Raw genomic sequence first — 17261 nt, forward strand, 5'->3', positions numbered from 1 at the left:
TGCCCGCGGCACCCGCGGGTGCCGGACGAGTCCGGGAGGGAGGCGTCATCCGATGGCGGATCCGACCGCCGAGTTCTTCAGCCGGATCGAGGAGCGCGGGCCGGACCTGCTGCCGGCCAAGGCCAGGGGAACGCTCCGGTTCGACCTCGACCGGGACGGCCAGGTCGGTCACTGGTTCGTCGCGATCAACCGGGGCAACGTGCTGGTGTCGCACGAGGAGCGGGAGGCGGACTGTGTGGTCGCCACCGAGAAGGAGTTGTTCGACAAGCTCGCCACCGGTGAGGTGCAGGTGCTCGCCGCGTACAACCGGAACGACCTGACCGTGCGGGGTAACCTGCCGCTGCTGCTGGTCTTCCGCCGCGCCTTTCCCTCGCCGCCGGGCACCCGGGACCCCCGGGAGCGGATCCGGGAGCGGTTCGCCGGTCGCGGCGGCGCCAGCCACCGGGAGCGCCGACCGTGAAGGACCTGGTCAGCATCCTGGACGGCAACACGTTCATGCTCAGCGACTCCCGGGGCGACGTCGACTCGTCTCCGGAGGTACCGTCCGGGCTCTTCGCCTGGGACACCCGGTTCCTCTCCAAGTGGGTGCTCACCATCGACGGCGAGCGGCTGCACGAACTCTCCATCGACGACCTCCAGTACTTCGAGTGCCGGTTCTTCCTGGTGCCCGGCGAGCCGACCCACTACGTGGACGCGAAGACCTCGGTGATCCGGCAGCGGTCGCTCGGCGGGGTGTTCGAGGAACAGTTGACGGTGCTCAACCACCGGGACGAGTCGGTGGTGCTGACGCTGCGCATGGAGATCGACTCAGACTTCGCGGACGTCTTCGACGCCCGGGAGGCCCGGCCCCTGCTGGGGCGGACGGCGAAGTTCGTCGAGCAGGGCCGGCTGCGGCTGCACCACCAGCGGGACCGGCACATCGCCGAGACGATCGTCACCAGCAGCGAGCCGGCCGAGATCGACGCCGAGGGTCTGACCTTCCGGATCGAACTCGACGCGCACGGGCAGTGGTCCACGACCATCCGGGCGATCGGCACCATCCAGGGCGCGGGCGGCCGGGACGTCCGGGAGAACCTGCGCGGTTACCAGGAGGTGCGGCCGGAGAAGCGGCGCGAGCTGCGGGAGTGGCTGGACCGGGCGCCGAAGCTCACCTGCGACTCCGAGACGCTGGAGGACGCGTACCAGCGGAGCCTGATCGACCTCGCCGCGTTGCAGTACGTCGGGCTGGCCAGCCCGATGAAGCTGATGGCGACCGGGCTGCCCTGGTACATGACGGTGTTCGGCCGGCACAGCCTGGTCACCGGCTTCCAGACGCTGCCGTTCATGCCGCAGATCGCCCGCAGCGCGCTGTGGACGCTCGCCCTGCTCCAGGGCGGTCGGGTGGACGACTTCCGGGACGAGGAGCCGGGCAAGATCATGCACGAGATCCGGTACGGCGAGCCGGGCGGCTTCGAGGACACCCCGTACACCACCTACTACGGCTCGGCGGACTGTACGCCGCTGTTCGTGGTCCTGCTCGACGAGTACGAGCGGTGGACCGGGGACGCCGACACGGTGCGGCTGCTGGAGTACGAGGCCAGGTCGGCGCTGGCCTGGATCGACACCTACGGCAACCTGATGGACGACGGCTACGTCTGGTACGAGCGCCGCAGCCCCGGCGGACTGGAGAACCAGGGCTGGAAGGACTCCCGGGGCGCCATCATGTACGCCGACGGCCGGCTGCCCGGCAGCCCCCGGGCGACCTGTGAACTACAGGGCTACGCGTACGACGCCAAGGTCCGGGGCGCCCGGCTGGCCCGTACCTTCTGGAACGACCCGGCGTACGCGGACCGGCTGGAGCGGGAGGCGGCCGACCTGCGCAGCCGGTTCAACCGGGACTTCTGGGTCGCCGACCGGGGCTACTACGCGCTCGCGCTCGACGCCGAGGGCGGCCAGGTCGACGCCCTCGCCTCGAACATGGGTCACCTGCTCTGGAGCGGCATCGTGGACGACTCCCGGGCCGAGCAGGTGGCCGGGCAACTGCTCAGCCGGCCGCTCTTCTCCGGGTGGGGTATCCGGACACTCGCCTACGACCAGGCCGGCTACAACCCGGTCGGCTACCACACCGGCGCGGTCTGGCCGTCGGACAACTCGCTGATCGCGCTGGGGCTGCGCCGGTACGGTTTCGCCGACCAGGCGGCCCGGCTGGCGGTGACGATGGTCGAGGCGTCCCGGTATTTCGGCGGCCGGATGCCGGAGGCGTTCGCCGGTTACGACCGCCGGCTCACCAGGTATCCGGTGCAGTACCCCCGGGCGTGCAGCCCGCACAGCTCGTCGGCGGGCACGATACTGGTGCTGCTGCGTACCCTGCTCGGCCTGCGGCCGCACCACGACCACCTGACGATCGACCCGGCGATCCCGGAGCGGCTCGGCCGGATCGAGCTGATCGGCATTCCGGGACGGTGGGGCCGGACCGACGCGTTCGGCCGGGGCCGGGTGCGGTTGGAACCCGAGTGACCGGCCAGGGTGGACGGTGGCGCGACCGGCGGAATGGAAATGCGGGTGGTGGAAGGCGATCCGCCGTGATAGCGATATGCGATGGCGGATCCTGACATGGTGGAGGGGGCCGCGCTGGCCCGGGTGTTGCGCCAGGCCGGCGGCGCCGAAATCCTGAACACCCTGGGCGTACGGCTGTCCGGCTCGGATCTGGTCACCCTGCTGCTGGCCGCGTTCCGGACCCGGGCGGGCTTCCTGACCCCGGCCGACGTACTCCGCCGCTACACCGAGGACCGCTTCGTCGCACCGGCGCAGGCCGGGTTCCGCCGGCTGCGCCGGGCCGAGGACCTGCTGCTCTCCGCCGTCCCGGGCCGGTACGAACTGCTCACCCTCGCCCCGGTCGCACCGCTGGGTACCCATTCCGTGGTCGCCGGGGTGAACCAGAACAACGTGCTCGCCACGGTCCGGGGCAGTGAGGTGGCGGCCGACCCCACCAACGGGCTGGCGCTGGAGGCGGCCGTCCGGCGCCGGGAACTGCTCGCCCGGGACGGCCGGTCGGCCCCGCCGGTGCGGCTGGCGACCCTGCAACGGGTGATCCGGGCCCAGCGTTTCGCCGGGGCCGGCCGGTTCGCCCACTTCAGCCTCCTCGCCCTGGTCACCGCCGGTCGGGACACCGGCAGCCTGGCGTTCGAGCGGCGTAGCTGCGGTGAGCAGTTGCGGATCCTCTGCGCGGCGCTGGAGGCGGCCGGGGTGGAGACGATCGAGATCGCCCTCACCGTGCTCGATCCGGCGGCGGCGCCGATCGCGGAGGCGGCCCGGGCCGCCCTGGCCGACCACCCGAAGATCCTGGTACGCGACGACCCGGACCGCTCCGGCGGCCGGCGCTACTACAGCGGATGGTGCTTCAAGATCGGAGCGGTGCTCGACGGTGAGCGGATCGAGCTCGGCGACGGCGGTTTCGTCGACTGGACCCGCCGGTTGCTCGGCAACCACAAGGAGCGGCTGCTGATCAGCGCGATCAGCGTCGACCGGTTGGCCCTGTTCCTCGACCCGCCCGCCCCGGGCCCCGAGCACTGAGCGGGCCACACCGGGCGGTGCCGCGCCGGACGAGTCTGGGCCGGCAGCCGGGCCGCGTTCCTGCGTTGGGCGGCCCGGCTCACGTTCCTGCGTTGGGCGGCCCGGCTCACGTTCCTGCGTTGGGCGGCCCGGCTCAGGTCCCGGCCGGGGTGACCGCCGGTCGTCGGGCGGCCAGGGCGAGGACCAGCCAGGCGAGTCCGATCGTCAGCGGGGCGATGGCGAATCCGGCGGTGGCACTGCCGGTGCCGTCCAGCAGCGGACCGGTCGCCGCCGCGCCGAACGCGCTGCCCACCGAGAAGGCGGTGGCGGCCCAGGCGAACGCCTCGGCGGCGGTACCGGCCGGCGCGATCCCGTCGATCCCGACGAAGGTGATGGTGAGCAGCGGCGGCAGCGCCAGCCCGCTGACCGCCATCAGCGCCAGCATGGCCGGCGGGTCGGGGGTGAACAGCAGCGGCAGGTAGCCGAGCGCCAGCGCCGCCGCCGCGCGGGGCAGCGTGCCGTACCGGCGGGCGGTGCCGGACCGGACGTAGAGCAGACCGCCGGTCAGCGCCCCGAGCGCCTGGGCGGCGAGCAGCCAGCCGGCCCAGGACCGTCCCCCGGACGCTTCGGCGTAACCGGTCGCCGCCACCGCCACACTGCCGACGCCGGCACCGATCAGCACCAGCGCGCCGAGGACCACCCGCAGCGGGCCGGAGCGGAGCGGGCCGGCCCAGTGCCGTACCGCCGGCACCCCCCGCCAGCGACGGACCGCCGGGGCGGTGCCGAACCAGACGGTGCCGGCGGCCTGGCAGAGCGCGGCGGTGGCCAACCCGCCGGCCGGGCCGAACCCGGCGACCGCGCCGAGGGTGAGCACCGGCCCGACCACGAAGATCAGCTCCTGGGTCGCGGTGTCCAGGGTGTACGCCGTGTGGATCCGCTCCTCCGGCAGCAGGTCCCGCCACAGCACCCGCAGGCACGCCTCGAACGGCGGCGCACCGAGCCCGGCCAGCGCGGCGGCGCCGACCGTCAGCGGCCTGGCCAGCGGCGCCGCGACCAGCGTGAAGCCCGCGGTGGAGACGGCGACCGCCAGCCACAGCACCGGCGGCTGCCGCCAGCGGTCGGCGAGCCGGGCCAGCATCGGCTGACCGAACGCCATCCCGGCGGTGTACGCCCCGACCAGCAGCCCGGCCAGGGTCAGCGTCATCGTCTCCCGGGCGAAGACCAGCAGGGCCAGCGGTGCCGCGCCGAGCGGGATCCGGCCGAGCAGGCTGGCCGCGAGTACCCGGGCGGTCTGCGGGGTTCTCAGGACGGTGAGTGCGGAGGTGTCGACGGTCGAGGACACGATGGATCGCTCCCGGAGGGGGTGGAGGTGACGGGCCGGTGGACGGGGCGGAACCGGCCGGTCAGGGAGCGAAGTCGGCGCGCTCGTGGTCGTTGCCGTAGAGCGGCAGGTCAGGAGTGATCCAGGTCGCGTACGCGGCGGCGGCCGCCTCCAGCGGGATCACCCGGACAACTCTACGGCGCCAGCGGGCTCATTCGAACCTCAGGTGCCGGCGCTTTCGCAGCCGGATTCCGGAGGCGGTCGCCACCACGGCGGTGAGCGCCAGGGTCAGGACCACACCGTGCACCAGGCCGCGGGCCAGGTAGCCGCTGTCGGTGTGGTCGATGGCGTACGTGCCGATCTCGCGGCTGAACCAGAACGGCAGCGCCCGGGCGGCGGTGTCGGCCGGATCCATCACCATCTGGAGCCCGACCACGATCAGCAGCACCAGGGTGCCCTCCAGCTCCCGGGGAAGGATCGCGCTCAGCGCCAGCCCGAAGGGGACGGCGGTGGCCACCGTCAACGCCATGATCAGTGCGATGGCGCCGTACCGGACGTCGTCCTGATCGAAGCGGACCAGCAGGAAGTAGGGCACCGACAGCACCGCGCCGACCGTCCAGAGTGCCAGCAGCCGGCCCAGATGCAGGTGGTGCGCCCGATAGCCGGAGAGCCGCAGCCGGGGCTCGATGCCCCGGGCCGCGCTGCCGGCGAAGAGTGCGGCGGTGCTCAGCGCCCAGCTCAGTCCCAGGCAGACGAACCGGATCGACTGGCCGGCATGGTCGTCCCGGCGGCTGGCGTAGAAGGCCAGTGGAAACACCAGCAGGATCAGCAGTACGCCCCGGCGGCGGACCACCTCGCGCAGGGCCAGCTCCGCCACCGTCCAGATCTTGGTCATGCCTAAATCTCCCGGGCCGGGGTCAGGTCGAGTACGGTGTCGACCCGGTCGAGTTGGTTGAGCAGGTGGGTCACCACGACGATGGCCCGGCCGTCCGCGCGCCAGCGCCAGAGCTGCTGCCAGAAGTCCAGATAGGTGCCCCGGTCGAAGCCCTGGTAGGGCTCGTCGAGCAGCAGCACGTCCGGTTCGCCGAGCGCGGCCATCACCAGGTTGAGCTTCTGCCGGGTGCCGCCGGAGAGGTGCCGGGCCTGGGTCCGGCCCGCCGGCTCCCAGTCCAGCGCGGCGGCGTGCGCCCGACCGGCCGCCCGGGCCTGCGCCCGGCGCAGCCCGCGCCCGGCCCCGACCAGCACGAAGTGCTCTTCCGGATAGAGGAAGTCGGCGGTGCCGCCGGACTGCGGGCAGAAGCCGAGGGTGCCGTGCACCCGGACCTGGCCGGTGTCGGGGCTGAGCAGGCCGGCGCAGATCCGCAGGAAGGTGCTCTTGCCGGCGCCGTTCGCCCCCACCACGGCGGCGATCTCGCCGGCCCGCACGGTCAGGTCCACGCCGGTCAGCACCGGGCGCCGGCGGTAGCGCTTGGTGATGCCGCGCACCTCCAACCGGACCGGTCCGGGAGGCTGCGGCGACCGGCCCGACGTGCCCACCCGGGCCACCCCGACGCCACCGTTGGCCCGCGGTGCGCCGACGCTCTCCGCGACGGCCGTCGCGTACGTCGCGGGCGGTCCGAAGACCTGCAACGGCGGCTCGCCGCTGTCCCGCAGGTGCGTGGCGGCTTCGGCGACGACGTGCCGGGCGAGGTCCGGATCGAGGCCGTGGCGGTGCAGCTCACCGGCGAGCGCCTGAAGCCATCCGTCGGAGTTCACCGTGTCTGCACCTCCCGCAGGACCGTCCCCACCCCACGGGCGAAGGCGTCCCAGTCGACGGCGGTCCGGCGTAACGTCTCGGCGCCGGCCGGGGTGATCCGGTAGTACTTGCGGGCCGGGCCGGCGGCGCCCTCCCGCCACTGCGCGCTCACCAGGCCGGTCCGTTGCAGCCGGAGCAGCACCGGATAGAGGGTGCCGCCCTGGATCGGGCCAATGCCGCTCGCGTCCAGCGACTGGGCCAACTCGTATCCGTAGGACTCCCGACGGTGCAGCAGGGCGAGAACGCACAGGTCGAGCACCCCGCGTAACCACTGGCCACGGCGCTCCTGATCCACGGCGAAGAAAGTAGCACAGTCAGCTAGCTGGCACAGCAACCTAGTGGCCGACGGTACGCTGCCCGAGGTTCACGGGTGCGGGAAACGGGGGGAACGATGATCCTGCGGACCGAGGAACTGGACGTCGGCTACCGCGACCGGGTGCTGCTCCGGGGAGTGCGGCTCGCCGTCGACGCCGGAGACGTGCTCGCGGTCACCGGACCGAACGGTGCCGGCAAGTCCACCCTGCTGCGCTGCCTTGCCGGCCTGCTCCGCCCGCTCGCCGGTCGGGTACTCGTCGAGGGCACACCGGCCGACGAACGCTCTCCGGCGTTCCGGCGTACCGTGGCGAGCCTGCTGGAGAACGCCGCCTGGTATCCGAACCTGACCGCCGGCGAGCACCTCGAACTGGTCCGGCTCGCCAACCGGCCCGTACCGCCCGGCTGGTTTCCCGCCGACGAACTCGCCACCCGGCTCGGCGTCACCCGCTTCGCGTCGGTGCTGCCCGGACGGCTCTCCACCGGCCAGCGCCAACGGCTGGCCCTCGCCCTGGTGCTGGCCCGACCCAGCCGACTGCTCCTGCTCGACGAGCCCGAACGGCACCTCGACGAGGCGGGCCGGACGGCCCTCGGTGGCCTGCTGCGGGAGTACGCCCGCCGGGCCGGAGCCGTCGTGCTGGCCAGCCACGACCCGGTGCTGATCGCGGCGGCCGGGGCCGAGCCGCTGACCGTACCGGCCCGGCATGCCTGACCCGGTGACCGCGCTCCCGGCCGCCGGGACCGGGACCTGCCCGCCCTGGGCCGGCTGCTCGGCCTCTCCGGCCGGGCGCTGCTGACCGGCCGGCTGGTGCTGCCGGTCGCCGTCGGCGCGGGCTGGGCCGCCGGGTCGCTGGCACCGGTCGCCGGGACCTGTCCGGTGCCGGTCCCGGCCTGGCCGCTGCTCGGCGTCGCCGGCTTCGTCACCCTGACCGGTGCGGAGCGGCGGCGCGACGCTCACTGAGGATTGCCACCCGGGACGGGATGGCGCCGACGTCTCGGTCCATCCGAATCACGGCGGACCGCGTCGGGGAGGCTGGGAAGGGCTCTCTAGGCTGACCGCATGCGGGTGCTCTTCGCGTCGGCGCCGTTGCTCGGACACGTGTTCCCGATGGTGCCGCTCGCCGAGGCGTTCCGGGACGCCGGTCACGAGGTGCTGCTCGCCACCGGCGGTGACGGACTCGCCGTACGCCGGACCGGGCTGCCGGTCGAGGACATCGCCCCCGGGTTCCGGTTCGACCGGATCGCCCGGCGCACCATGCTGCGCCACCCGTTGGTCGCCCGGGCGGAACTGGCCGGCCGGGCCGGCACCCGGGGCGTGGGGCTGCTCTTCGGCGCGGCCAACGAGCAGATGATCGACGGACTGGTCACCCTGGCCGACCGCTGGCAGCCGGACCTTGTCGTGCACGAACCGCTGGCCGTGGCCGGGGCGCTCGCCGCCGCCCGCCGGGCGGTGCCGGCGGTACTGCACGAGAACTCGCTCTTCGACGGCGCCGAGCTGGTCCGGGTGACCGCGGCCCGGCTGGTCCGGGCACAGCAGCGCAGCGGCATCGGCAGCCTGCGTCCGAGCGCCGCCACCCTGACCATCGCCCCGCCCAGCGTGGTCGGCGAGCGGGCCGGCTGGGCGCTGCGCGGCATACCCGCCACCGGGGTCGGCGAGCTGCCGGAGTGGCTCCGGGAGCCGGGCGGGCGGCCGAGGATCCTGGTCAGCCGCAGCACGGTGGCCGGCCCGGGTGGGGGAGCGCTGATGACCGCCGTGGTCCGGGCCGCTGCCGGGGTGGACGCGGAGTTCGTGCTGGTCCGCCCGGACCGGCGGGTGCTGCGGCACGGGCCGCCGCCGGAGAACGTCCGTACCGTCGAGTGGATCCCGATCAACGCGGCGCTGCCGCACTGTGCCGGAGTGGTGCACCATGGAGGGGCGGGTTCGGTGCTCGGCGCGTTCGCCGCGGGCGTACCGCAGCTCGTGGTGCCCGGCCCGGGCGACCGCCGGCACAACGCCGAGCTGGTGGCGGCCCGGGGTGCCGGACTGGCCGTACCCGAACGGGCGATCACCGGAGCCGAGCTGGCCCGACTGGTCGGCGACCCGCGTCTCGGCTCGGCCGCCGACGAGGTACGCCGGGAGATGGCCGCGATGCCGGCACCGGCGGAACTGGTACCCCGGCTCGAAGCCCTGCTCGGCTGAGCGCCGGCCCGGCGCACGCTCGCCGGGGCGTCCCTGCCCAACCAGGCCGAACTACGCCCGGCCCGGCGGCCCCGCTCCCGTTGCCCGGTCGGACGGTCAGCCGGGCAGGTTGGCGTCGAGGAAGGCCGCGATCACGGCGCGGATGTCGGGCCGGTCGAGCGGCAGGGCGTGTCCGCCGTGCGTGACCAGCGAGTGCACCGGGTGGCCGGCCCGGAGCAGCGCCGAGGTCAGCGCGACCGCCTGGCCGACCGGTACGGAGGCGTCCGTGACACCGTGCGCCAGCAGCACCGGTACCCGGTTGCCGACGTGGCTGTGCGGGATCGCGTCCACGGTCGCCGGGTCGCCGGCCGTGGGCCGGTGTCCCAGCAGCGCCTCCCACGGGTTGTCCCCGCGACGTGCCTGGAGGAACTCCTCGTCCAGCGGATCGATCGGCGCCCAGAAGACGAGTACGCCGTCGACGTCGTCCGGCTCGGCCACACCGCGCAACCCGAGGTGCAGTGCGAGGTGGCCACCGGCCGAGTCGCCGGCCACCAGGAACGGCAGCCCGGCAGCCCGGGCCCGGGCCAGCGGCTCCCGCGCCGCCGCCCGGATGTCGGCTAGCTGGGCCGGCCAGGTGGCCTCGGAACTCAACCGGTAGCGGCCCTGCACCACCGTCAGCCCGTGCCCGGCAAGCGCCGCGCCGTCCTCGTCCGACCAGCCGCGCCAGCCGCCGCCCGGCAGCCACAACACGACGCCCCGCTCTGTCATCGGCCAAGCATGGCCGCCGGACCCCCGGTCGGGCCAGCCGGAGATGCCGACTCCGCTGACGGCGTAACGCCGTCGGCTCCAGTCGTCGGCCGCTACGGGCCTGGACAACGGGAAGCCGGCGTGACCAGGGCCGCTCCGGCTCGACGAGCGGTTCCGGCCGACCCGAGGTAGCTTGGGGTTCGTGCTATCCGTCGCGCTGGTCCGCCCCGTGTGGTGGATTGCGTGCCGGTCGGTGCGGTTCGTGACCGCCCTGGTGTTGATGGGCCTGCTGCTGGGTGCCGGTGGCGCCCGGACCGGGCTTTCCGACCCCGCCCTCGCGGCGGGCGGGGCACGACCCGCCGCAGAGTCGACTGTGGAGGCTGTCCGGGCCGCCGGGGCCGAGGCGCCGGCAACCGCCCCGGCCGTGTGGATCGGGCAACGTCCCGAGGCCGACGGCGGGCAACGTGCCGAGGCCGACGGGGCGTCCGGTGCCGCCGACGGGCCGCCCGTCGCGCTGGCCGAGCAGCCCTCGGAGACGCTCAAGGGTGCCGTGGCGACCGACGAGCGGTCCGTCGCGACCGGCTCGGTGGTGCCGACGGTACTGGTCCGGGCCGACGTGCTCGGTGGGCAGCCCGACCGGCCGGTGGTCGGTCCGGCGGCCGGGGTGTGGCCGGCCGGCAACGCGTACGCCCGGGTGGTCGGGCCGCGCGCACCGCCGCGCGACTGAGGACCGGTCGCGCTCGACCGCTTCCGGTCCGGTCCCGTCGACTCCTCGTCCGCATCGTCCACCCGTGAGGTGCCGTAATGGAAAATTTGCTGTTCGACTTCCTGATCGAGCTGACCCGGTCCACCACCCTCTGGCTCGTACTGCTCGGACTCGCGCTGGCCGCCGGCATCTGGCTCGTCGTGCGTCCGCAGGCGGCCACGACCGACCGTCGGGACGAATCCGGTTACGACGTGGCGGTCCGGGATGCCGAGGGACGCCGGCAACGGCTGGTGGCCCGGGCGACGGAGCTGCACCGGTACGCCGAGGAGGTGGCGGTCGCCGCCGAGCGGTCTGCCGTGACCGCCCAGCGGCGCCGGGACGAGTGGCTGGTGGCGCAGGAGGCGGTCGAGGCGGCCTGGCAGGCGTACGAGGCGGCGGACGCCGCAGCCCGCCGGGTCGCCGCCGCCGCCGTACTGCCCGAGCCGCGCACCCCGCGCACCCCGGCCGAGTACGCCGACCGGGAGCGCTTCCTGCACCGTGCCGCGATGGTGGCCTGCACCCGGCAGGAGCTGACGGTACTGCAACTGAGCGACGCGCTGGCCAACCGGAACGGCTGGGACCCGCGCCGGCACCCGGCCGAACAGGAGATCGTGCTCCGGCGGGCGGCCCGGGACAGTCTGCTCGCCGCGCACCGGGCGGCGGAGGAGCGGGAACGGGCCGCCTGGCGGGACGCCGAGGTGGCCGCTGCGGCGGCTCGCAGCCTGCGGGAGGAGGCGTTCGCCGCCGCCAGCCGTGCGGCTCAGCTCCGGCGCTGGCTGCCGTCGCCGGCCGGGAAGGCTCGCGGGTCGGCGAGCCAGGAGGCCCGGCAGCGGGGTACGGCCCGGCGGTGGCGCGCGGCCCGGGCGAGCTGACCTCCGGCGGCCGCCGGAGGGTCGGCCCGGGATCAGGCCCGGCCCGACGTCGAAGGAGCCCTTGGGTGACCACATAGGAGCGCCGTCGTCGGGATCGGACGGTCGCCCGCCGTTCTTCGGGGCGGTCGGGTACGGCGTCGTCCCACCGCACCGGCCGCCGCACTCGCCGGGTGCAGGGTTGCCCGTAGAAACCACCGGCTGTCGTCATGGCCGGGCTCTGATCACCCCGGTTAGGGTGACGGTATGCCGTTGGTGCCGCGGGGATCTGTGCCGGCCGGAGCGCGCTCATCTGGTCAGGCACCGATCACGGGTGGCGCCCGGCGAACCTCTCCGCCAACAGATTCGGGCGGCTGGTACCGCGGGTTCTGGCGGCGCCGCTACTGCTGATCGGCCCGTTCCTGGTGTACGCCGCCGCGTTCCTTGCCGCTGGGGAGCCCACCGGCAACCGGTGGATCATGGCCGTCGCCGGGGTCGCGGTCACCGTGTCGTGTGTCAGGCTGGTCCTGCATGAGGCGCGGCTGGATGACCGGGCCCGCCGGGATCAGCGCCGGCTGGAGGCGATCGGCGTCCCCGCGACCGCCGAGATCACAGCGGTGCGGCCCACCTCGCCGGGCGAGGAGAGCGGAATCGAGCTGCGCCTGCTGATCAGTGCTTCGGGTCCGAACCGTTCGAATCCGTCTCGTCGTGCAGGGACCACCCGGACCTGACGGTCGGGGCGCGACTCAACGCCGTGGTCGACCCGACCGACGGGCTGTACGCGATCGTGCCCTGAACCCCCGGAGCGCCGGGTGTCTTCAGCTCGCCGGGACAATCGAGAACTGATCTCTGGTCACTGTCGGACCTGACACCGATCCGACGTCGGACCTGAGACTCCGTCACGGGCTACGAGACCCCCACAGGTGGCCACGGGGGAGTCGGCCGTCAGGCGGACGGCCTGGTCGGCGCGACGTTGCGGAACCGCTCGTGCGCCGACTGCCGGCTGATGCCGAGCGCGTTGCCGATCTCGGCCCAGGAGAGCCCGGCCTCCCGGGCCGCCGCCACGGCCCGCTCGATCAGCGGCCGTTGCCAGCGCTCCACCTCGGCGAGGATGCCCAGCGCCTGCAACGGCCAGGTCGTGGCGAGCTCGGCGACGTTGTCCCGGAGGGTGTCGGAGCCGTTCAGCAGCCAGTCGGGCGGGGTGGCGGCCAGGATCGGCCGGATGTGTCCGCTCCACTCGGAGGTCGCCATCCAGCGTCCCTCGTCGGCGGCCGGATAGTCGCCGGTGCCGACCCAGCCGCACGAGCACCGGGCCCGGTAACCGACCGTGCCGGCGGGCTCGGCGGCGGCGGTGCTCACCGTGCCGTCCGGCAACCGGAACCCGATCAGGTTCGCGTGCCCCGGGACAACTTCCTCGGCCATTCCGTAAGCATATTGCTGTCAGGGTTCCCTGACTGCATATGTCAGGATACCCTGACAGGATCGCCCGGGCGGGCTCGCCGTCCGGGTTCGACCACTGGAAGGGAAGAGTGCGATGTCCGTGGTCAGCGGCACCGTGGCAGCGGGTTACGAGCCGGTCCGGGAGGCTTTCCTGGCGAACTTCGAGACCCGGTCGGAGATCGGTGCGGCCGTCAGCGTCTACCGGCACGGCCGGGAAGTGGTCCGGCTCTGGGGCGGGACCGCCGATCCGACCACCGGCCGACCCTGGCGGGCGGAGACCCTCCAGGTGGTCTACTCCACCACCAAGAGCGTGCCGGCGGCCTGCGCGCACCTGCTGGTCCAACGGGGACAGCTCGACCTCGATGCCCCGGTCGCCGAATACTGGCCGGAGTTCGCGGCGGCCGGCAAGGCCGGCATCCCGGTCCGCTGGCTGCTCGCCCATCAGGCGGGGCTGCCCGTGCTCGACCGTCCGGTCTCCCTGGCGGAGGCGCTGGCCTGGCAACCGGTCGTGGAGGCGCTGGCCGCCCAGGCGCCGGTCTGGGAGCCGGGCACGGCGCACGGCTACCACTCGCTGACCTACGGCTGGCTGGTCGGTGAGGTGGTGCGCCGGGTCTCCGGCCGCAGCCTGGGCACGTACTTCGCCGACGAGATCGGCAAGCCGCTCGGCCTGGACTTCTGGATCGGTCTGCCCGCCGGCGAGGCACACCGGGTCAGCCGGCTGGTCGAGCAGCCGGCCACCGGCGCGGCCCCCGAGGCGGTGCCCGAGCAGTTGCGCGAGGTCCTCGCCACGTACACCGATCCGGCCTCGCTGCTGGTCCGGTCGGTGTCGGTGACCGACCCGCCGCTCGACCTCGCCGACCCGGCGACCTGGGCGGCCGAGATACCGGCCGTCAACGGCATCTGCACCGCGTCGTCACTGGCCCGGTTCTACGCCGGCCTGATCGGCGAGGTCGACGGGATCCGGATCCTCGACGCGGCCACTCTGGCCGCCGCCACCGCCGAGCAGGCCAGCGGCGTCGACCGGGTGCTGATGGTGCCGACCCGACCCGCGCTCGGCTTCGGCCTGCCCCTGCCGGACCAGTCCTGGTGGTCGCCCACCGCCTTCGGCTTTCCCGGTCACGGTGGCTCGCTCGGCTACGCCGACCCGGCCAGTGGCATCGCCTTCGGGTACGTGATGAACGGCCTGCGCGTCACGATGACCCCGGACCCCCGGACGGCCAGCCTGGTCGAGGCGGTCCGGGCAGTGGCGTCCCGCCAACCGGACTGAGCACGACCGGCGGCCCGGGCACGGCCGGCGGTATCCGATCCGGCCCCGGCGCGGCGCGGCCCCGGCGGCTCAGTCCCGGGTCCGCCGCCGCCAGCCGGTGCCGGGGTGCCACGACTCGATCACGAGATGGTCGGCCGGCGTGCCGACGTACGTCAGCACCAGTTCGGTGATGTCGATCCGGAAGAACCCGGCGCCGGAGTGCGGGGTGTCGGCCGGTGGCGGGATCGCGACGACCCGGCCGGCCAGCTTGGCGTCACCGGGCCAGCTCTCCGGCGCGTCCGCGGGCGGCTCGATGGTCGGGCTGTGTACGGCGATCCGCGGATCCCGCCGCACGTCGAGCAGCTTCATCGAGCCGCCCATCATGCCGAGCGTGACCTCGCCGTCGCCGAACTCGAGTTCCGAGGCGCTGATCCGGGGCGAGCCGTCCCGGCGAAGCGTGGCAATGGTCTTGTTGGTGCCGGCCGAAAAGCGTTCCCGGACCCGCGCCGCGAAGTCCGGTGCGTCCTGTTCGATCTCCCGCCAGCTCGCCACATGATCCTCCGGGGTCCGGACCGGCCCGTTCTCCGTGCGGGCCGGAGGTCCGACCGAGGCGCGGCTCGGCCACGGCCTCCAACCTACCGCCGACCGGCCGATCCGTCGCCGACCGTTTCGCGGCCGATCTGCCGCCGACCGTTTCGCGGACCGGTCGTGCCGATCACGGCGGGGGCCCTGGGGATGATCACCCGGATCGGCGTGGCGGATAATCGGAACCCCCGGAAGATCATCGAAGGCAGATCATGACCACCGAGAACGACTGGCTGACCCGGCGGACCGGTGTGCTGCCGACCGCCCCGCCGACCGAGCGGCGCAGCCCGAAGAGCGTGCTGGACGAGGCGACCCGGCCGACCGCACCCGAGCCGCCGCCCGAGGTCACCTTCACCCATCAGGGCCGGTACGCCGGCCGGCACCTGGTCGACGTGCACGACCACTACCGGGCGGAACTGCGCCAGGTACGCGACATCCTCCGGCAGGTCAAGGAGGGCACCTCCCAGATCGGCGACGCCCGCGACCAGCTCAACGTGATGACGATCCGGGCCAACGACTGGACCCTGGGTGGGGTCTGCCAGGCGCAGTGCCGCGCGGTGGCGACCCACCACACCATGGAGAGCCAGGGCATCTTCCCGCACCTGCGCCGCAGCCAGCCGGATCTGGCGGCCGTACTCGACCGGTTGCACGAGGAGCACCTGGCGATCCACGAGGTGCTGGAGGGGGTCGACGCGGCGCTGGTGCACCTGGCCCGCAACCCCACCGACTACGGCCCGATCACCGAGGCGATCGACCTGCTCACCGACACCCTGCTGTCGCACTTCGCGTACGAGGAGTCGCAGTTGATCGGCCCGCTCGCCCGGCACGGCTTCTATCCGGGCCAGGTGTGAGCCGTCCGGCAAAGGCTGACCAGGCGTCCGGCGGTCAGCTCCGGCCGGTGCGGTAGGCCAGCACCGCGAGCACCCGGCGGTTGGTGTCCTCGGTCGGCGGCAGGTCGAGCGTGGCCAGGATGGTGCCGACGTGCTTGTCCAGGCCGGCTACCTCACTCTGGTACTCGCGCTGAACGGTCTCGCCGCGCTCGACTTCAGGGGCGCGGCACGGGTCGACGGCCGTCCGACCGGCCCGGGCCGGCTGCTGGTGGGCGGCTGCGCGCTCGCGCTGCTCGGCCTCGCCTTCCTGGTCGCCGCCCTCCGACAGGCCCGCCGGTAGCACGGGCACGCTCCGACGGATCCGTTCCTGTCAAGGCTGGCTTGACGAAGCGATTCTGTCAAGGATAGCTTGACGGCATGGACAGTTTCGTGGAGACCGCGCTCGCCGTCGATGTCGCCCCCGCCGCCGTCGCGGCCGCCAACGCCGCCGTCAACGAGGCGAGCCGGCAGGCCGACCTGTTGATCGGTGGCCGTCCGGCGCCCGGCAGTCCGGAGTGGGCGGCGGAGCAGGAGGGAGCGGTCGGGCGGCAGCGCGAGGTCGCGTCCCAACTGCTGCATTTCCGGATCGTCCTGGCCTCCGGTGTCGACCCGTTCGCCAGCGTCGTCGGCCTGCGTCGGTGGGGAGTGACCTGGGAGTTGATCGCGCGGGCGGCGGGGGTCACCCGGCAGGCGGCACACGAGCGCTGGGGTCGGCGGGTGCTGGAGGTCCTGGATCCGTACGGGGCCGGCGAGCTCGGCGGGCCGGTCGCCGACGACGAGGCGGATCTCCGGGGTATCGGCGGGGGTACCTCATAACCCCATAGGGGGTATAGTGGGGTCGGCCCACGGTGCCGACGAAGAGGAGCCCGGCGATGCCGAAGATCAACGTCTATCTCCCCGACGAGCTGGCCGAGGCGGTGCGGGTCGCCGGGATTCCCGTCTCGGCGGTCTGCCAGCGCGCCCTCGAGCAGGCCGTACGCCGGGTTACCGCGATCCGGGAGACCGCCCTCGGCGATCTCGACGACGCCGACCTGGCCGCCCGGCTGCCGAACTTCACCCCCCGAGCCCGCACGGCGGTGCTGCTCGCGGTCGACCGGTCCCGGGGGGACGGGGCGGCGGCGGTCGGCAGCGCACACCTGCTCGGCGGGATGCTGGCCGAGGGGACCAACCTGGCCCTGCACGTGCTGCGGGCAGAGGAGATCGAGCCGGACCGGCTGCTCCAGGAGCTCACCGCCCGGCCCGTCGCCGAGCCCGGCGGTGACCCCGACGACACCCTGCACTTCAGCGGGCCGGCGGCGAACGCCCTGGAGCTGGCCGTGACCGAGGCGACCGCGTTCGGCCACAACTACGTCGGCTGCGAGCACCTGCTGCTCGGGCTGATCGCCGAGCCCGACGGCGTCGGCGGGCAACTGCTCCGGTCGCTCGGTGCCGAGCTGCGGCTGACCCGCCGGGCCGTGGTGGCGGCCCTGGCCGGCTACGTCCACCTGCGGGCCCAGACCCCGCCGCAGGTGGACCCGGCCGGCGCCGCCGGACCGTCACCCGAGGTCGCCGCGCTGCTGGCCGCCGCGGTACGCCGGGAACTCCAGCCGATCGTCGCCCGGCTCGAACGGCTGGAGGAGCGGGCCGGCGGGACCGACGCCGACTGACCGGCCGCCGAGATGCGC

Annotated in this window: 19 protein-coding genes and 2 pseudogenes; 13 read left to right on the forward strand and 8 right to left on the reverse strand. The window is 73.9% G+C overall.

Features of this window, described 5'->3' with window-relative positions:
* Nucleotides 1-52 precede the first annotated feature (52 nt).
* The 3 genes from R6Y94_RS06845 to R6Y94_RS06855 all read left to right on the forward strand — a co-directional run bounded on the left by R6Y94_RS06845 (nucleotide 53) and on the right by R6Y94_RS06855 (nucleotide 3552).
* Complete coding sequence (locus tag R6Y94_RS06845; protein ID WP_318394916.1) at nucleotides 53-460, forward strand: SCP2 sterol-binding domain-containing protein; 408 nt, start codon at nucleotides 53-55, stop codon at nucleotides 458-460.
* Entirely contained in the window at nucleotides 457-2496 is a 2040-nt protein-coding gene (locus R6Y94_RS06850; protein ID WP_318394917.1) for a glycogen debranching N-terminal domain-containing protein, read from the forward strand. The genes R6Y94_RS06845 and R6Y94_RS06850 overlap by 4 nt, the downstream gene beginning before the upstream one ends.
* Nucleotides 2497-2577: 81 nt before the next feature.
* Complete coding sequence (locus tag R6Y94_RS06855; RefSeq protein ID WP_318394918.1) at nucleotides 2578-3552, forward strand: hypothetical protein; 975 nt, start codon at nucleotides 2578-2580, stop codon at nucleotides 3550-3552.
* Nucleotides 3553-3685: 133 nt separating this feature from the next.
* Here R6Y94_RS06855 and R6Y94_RS06860 read toward each other — a convergent pair whose 3' ends face one another.
* From R6Y94_RS06860 to R6Y94_RS06875, 4 genes are all read right to left on the reverse strand, one after another.
* Nucleotides 3686-4873: an MFS transporter gene (locus R6Y94_RS06860; RefSeq protein ID WP_318394919.1), complete on the reverse strand. Its 1188-nt coding sequence runs from the start codon at nucleotides 4871-4873 to the stop codon at nucleotides 3686-3688.
* A 190-nt stretch (nucleotides 4874-5063) separates the two neighbouring features.
* On the reverse strand, nucleotides 5064-5747 hold the full coding sequence (locus R6Y94_RS06865; RefSeq protein ID WP_318394920.1) for an ABC transporter permease: 684 nt from the start codon (nucleotides 5745-5747) through the stop codon (nucleotides 5064-5066).
* Between the two features lie 2 nt (nucleotides 5748-5749).
* Nucleotides 5750-6607: an ATP-binding cassette domain-containing protein gene (locus R6Y94_RS06870; RefSeq protein ID WP_318394921.1), complete on the reverse strand. Its 858-nt coding sequence runs from the start codon at nucleotides 6605-6607 to the stop codon at nucleotides 5750-5752.
* Nucleotides 6604-6942 (reverse strand): PadR family transcriptional regulator, encoded by a 339-nt coding sequence (locus R6Y94_RS06875; protein WP_318394922.1) that lies wholly within the window; start codon nucleotides 6940-6942, stop codon nucleotides 6604-6606. The genes R6Y94_RS06870 and R6Y94_RS06875 overlap by 4 nt, the downstream gene beginning before the upstream one ends.
* Before the next feature lie 159 nt (nucleotides 6943-7101).
* On the opposite strand from R6Y94_RS06875, the pseudogene R6Y94_RS06880 reads away from it, so the two are divergent.
* The 3 genes and pseudogenes from R6Y94_RS06880 to R6Y94_RS06890 all read left to right on the forward strand — a co-directional run.
* Nucleotides 7102-7671 (forward strand): annotated as a pseudogene (locus R6Y94_RS06880) (ATP-binding cassette domain-containing protein); the annotation flags it as partial.
* A gap of 96 nt (nucleotides 7672-7767) precedes the next feature.
* A complete protein-coding gene (locus tag R6Y94_RS06885) occupies nucleotides 7768-7920 on the forward strand; it encodes a hypothetical protein (RefSeq protein WP_318394924.1) in 153 nt (50 codons plus the stop codon).
* A 99-nt stretch (nucleotides 7921-8019) separates the two neighbouring features.
* A complete protein-coding gene (locus R6Y94_RS06890; protein WP_318394925.1) occupies nucleotides 8020-9138 on the forward strand; it encodes a nucleotide disphospho-sugar-binding domain-containing protein in 1119 nt (372 codons plus the stop codon).
* Nucleotides 9139-9234: 96 nt separating this feature from the next.
* On the opposite strand, the gene R6Y94_RS06895 is transcribed toward R6Y94_RS06890, so the two are convergent.
* Entirely contained in the window at nucleotides 9235-9885 is a 651-nt protein-coding gene (locus tag R6Y94_RS06895; RefSeq protein ID WP_318394926.1) for an alpha/beta hydrolase, read from the reverse strand.
* Between the two features lie 241 nt (nucleotides 9886-10126).
* Between R6Y94_RS06895 and R6Y94_RS06900 the strand changes: the two genes are divergently transcribed.
* The 3 genes from R6Y94_RS06900 to R6Y94_RS06910 all read left to right on the forward strand — a co-directional run bounded on the left by R6Y94_RS06900 (nucleotide 10127) and on the right by R6Y94_RS06910 (nucleotide 12188).
* Entirely contained in the window at nucleotides 10127-10591 is a 465-nt protein-coding gene (locus tag R6Y94_RS06900) for a hypothetical protein (RefSeq protein WP_318394927.1), read from the forward strand.
* 77 nt (nucleotides 10592-10668) lie between these two features.
* On the forward strand, nucleotides 10669-11481 hold the full coding sequence (locus R6Y94_RS06905) for a hypothetical protein (protein ID WP_318394928.1): 813 nt from the start codon (nucleotides 10669-10671) through the stop codon (nucleotides 11479-11481).
* A gap of 401 nt (nucleotides 11482-11882) precedes the next feature.
* Nucleotides 11883-12188, forward strand: a complete 306-nt coding sequence (locus R6Y94_RS06910) for a hypothetical protein (protein ID WP_318394929.1) — start codon at nucleotides 11883-11885, stop codon at nucleotides 12186-12188.
* A gap of 214 nt (nucleotides 12189-12402) precedes the next feature.
* Here R6Y94_RS06910 and R6Y94_RS06915 read toward each other — a convergent pair whose 3' ends face one another.
* Complete coding sequence (locus tag R6Y94_RS06915) at nucleotides 12403-12879, reverse strand: hypothetical protein (protein WP_318394930.1); 477 nt, start codon at nucleotides 12877-12879, stop codon at nucleotides 12403-12405.
* Nucleotides 12880-12991: 112 nt separating this feature from the next.
* On the opposite strand from R6Y94_RS06915, the gene R6Y94_RS06920 reads away from it, so the two are divergent.
* Entirely contained in the window at nucleotides 12992-14164 is a 1173-nt protein-coding gene (locus R6Y94_RS06920; protein ID WP_318394931.1) for a serine hydrolase domain-containing protein, read from the forward strand.
* Nucleotides 14165-14233: 69 nt separating this feature from the next.
* On the opposite strand, the gene R6Y94_RS06925 is transcribed toward R6Y94_RS06920, so the two are convergent.
* Nucleotides 14234-14695, reverse strand: coding sequence for a pyridoxamine 5-phosphate oxidase (locus R6Y94_RS06925; RefSeq protein ID WP_318394932.1), 462 nt, complete (start codon nucleotides 14693-14695; stop codon nucleotides 14234-14236).
* 245 nt (nucleotides 14696-14940) lie between these two features.
* Here R6Y94_RS06925 and R6Y94_RS06930 point away from each other — a divergent pair, with 245 nt between their 5' ends.
* On the forward strand, nucleotides 14941-15579 hold the full coding sequence (locus R6Y94_RS06930) for a hemerythrin domain-containing protein (RefSeq protein WP_318394933.1): 639 nt from the start codon (nucleotides 14941-14943) through the stop codon (nucleotides 15577-15579).
* A gap of 34 nt (nucleotides 15580-15613) precedes the next feature.
* Here the strand turns inward: R6Y94_RS06930 and R6Y94_RS06935 are convergent.
* Nucleotides 15614-15727 (reverse strand): annotated as a pseudogene (locus R6Y94_RS06935) (DNA-binding response regulator); the annotation flags it as partial.
* 248 nt (nucleotides 15728-15975) lie between these two features.
* Here R6Y94_RS06935 and R6Y94_RS06940 point away from each other — a divergent pair.
* Nucleotides 15976-16413: a hypothetical protein gene (locus R6Y94_RS06940; RefSeq protein WP_318394934.1), complete on the forward strand. Its 438-nt coding sequence runs from the start codon at nucleotides 15976-15978 to the stop codon at nucleotides 16411-16413.
* 56 nt (nucleotides 16414-16469) lie between these two features.
* Nucleotides 16470-17243 carry a Clp protease N-terminal domain-containing protein gene (locus tag R6Y94_RS06945; protein ID WP_318394935.1) on the forward strand — a complete coding sequence of 258 codons (774 nt, stop codon included), beginning with the start codon at nucleotides 16470-16472 and terminating at the stop codon, nucleotides 17241-17243.
* Nucleotides 17244-17261 lie beyond the last annotated feature (18 nt).

The sequence above is a fragment of the Plantactinospora sp. KLBMP9567 genome, from assembly GCF_033446045.1.
Lineage (GTDB): Bacteria > Actinomycetota > Actinomycetes > Mycobacteriales > Micromonosporaceae > Plantactinospora.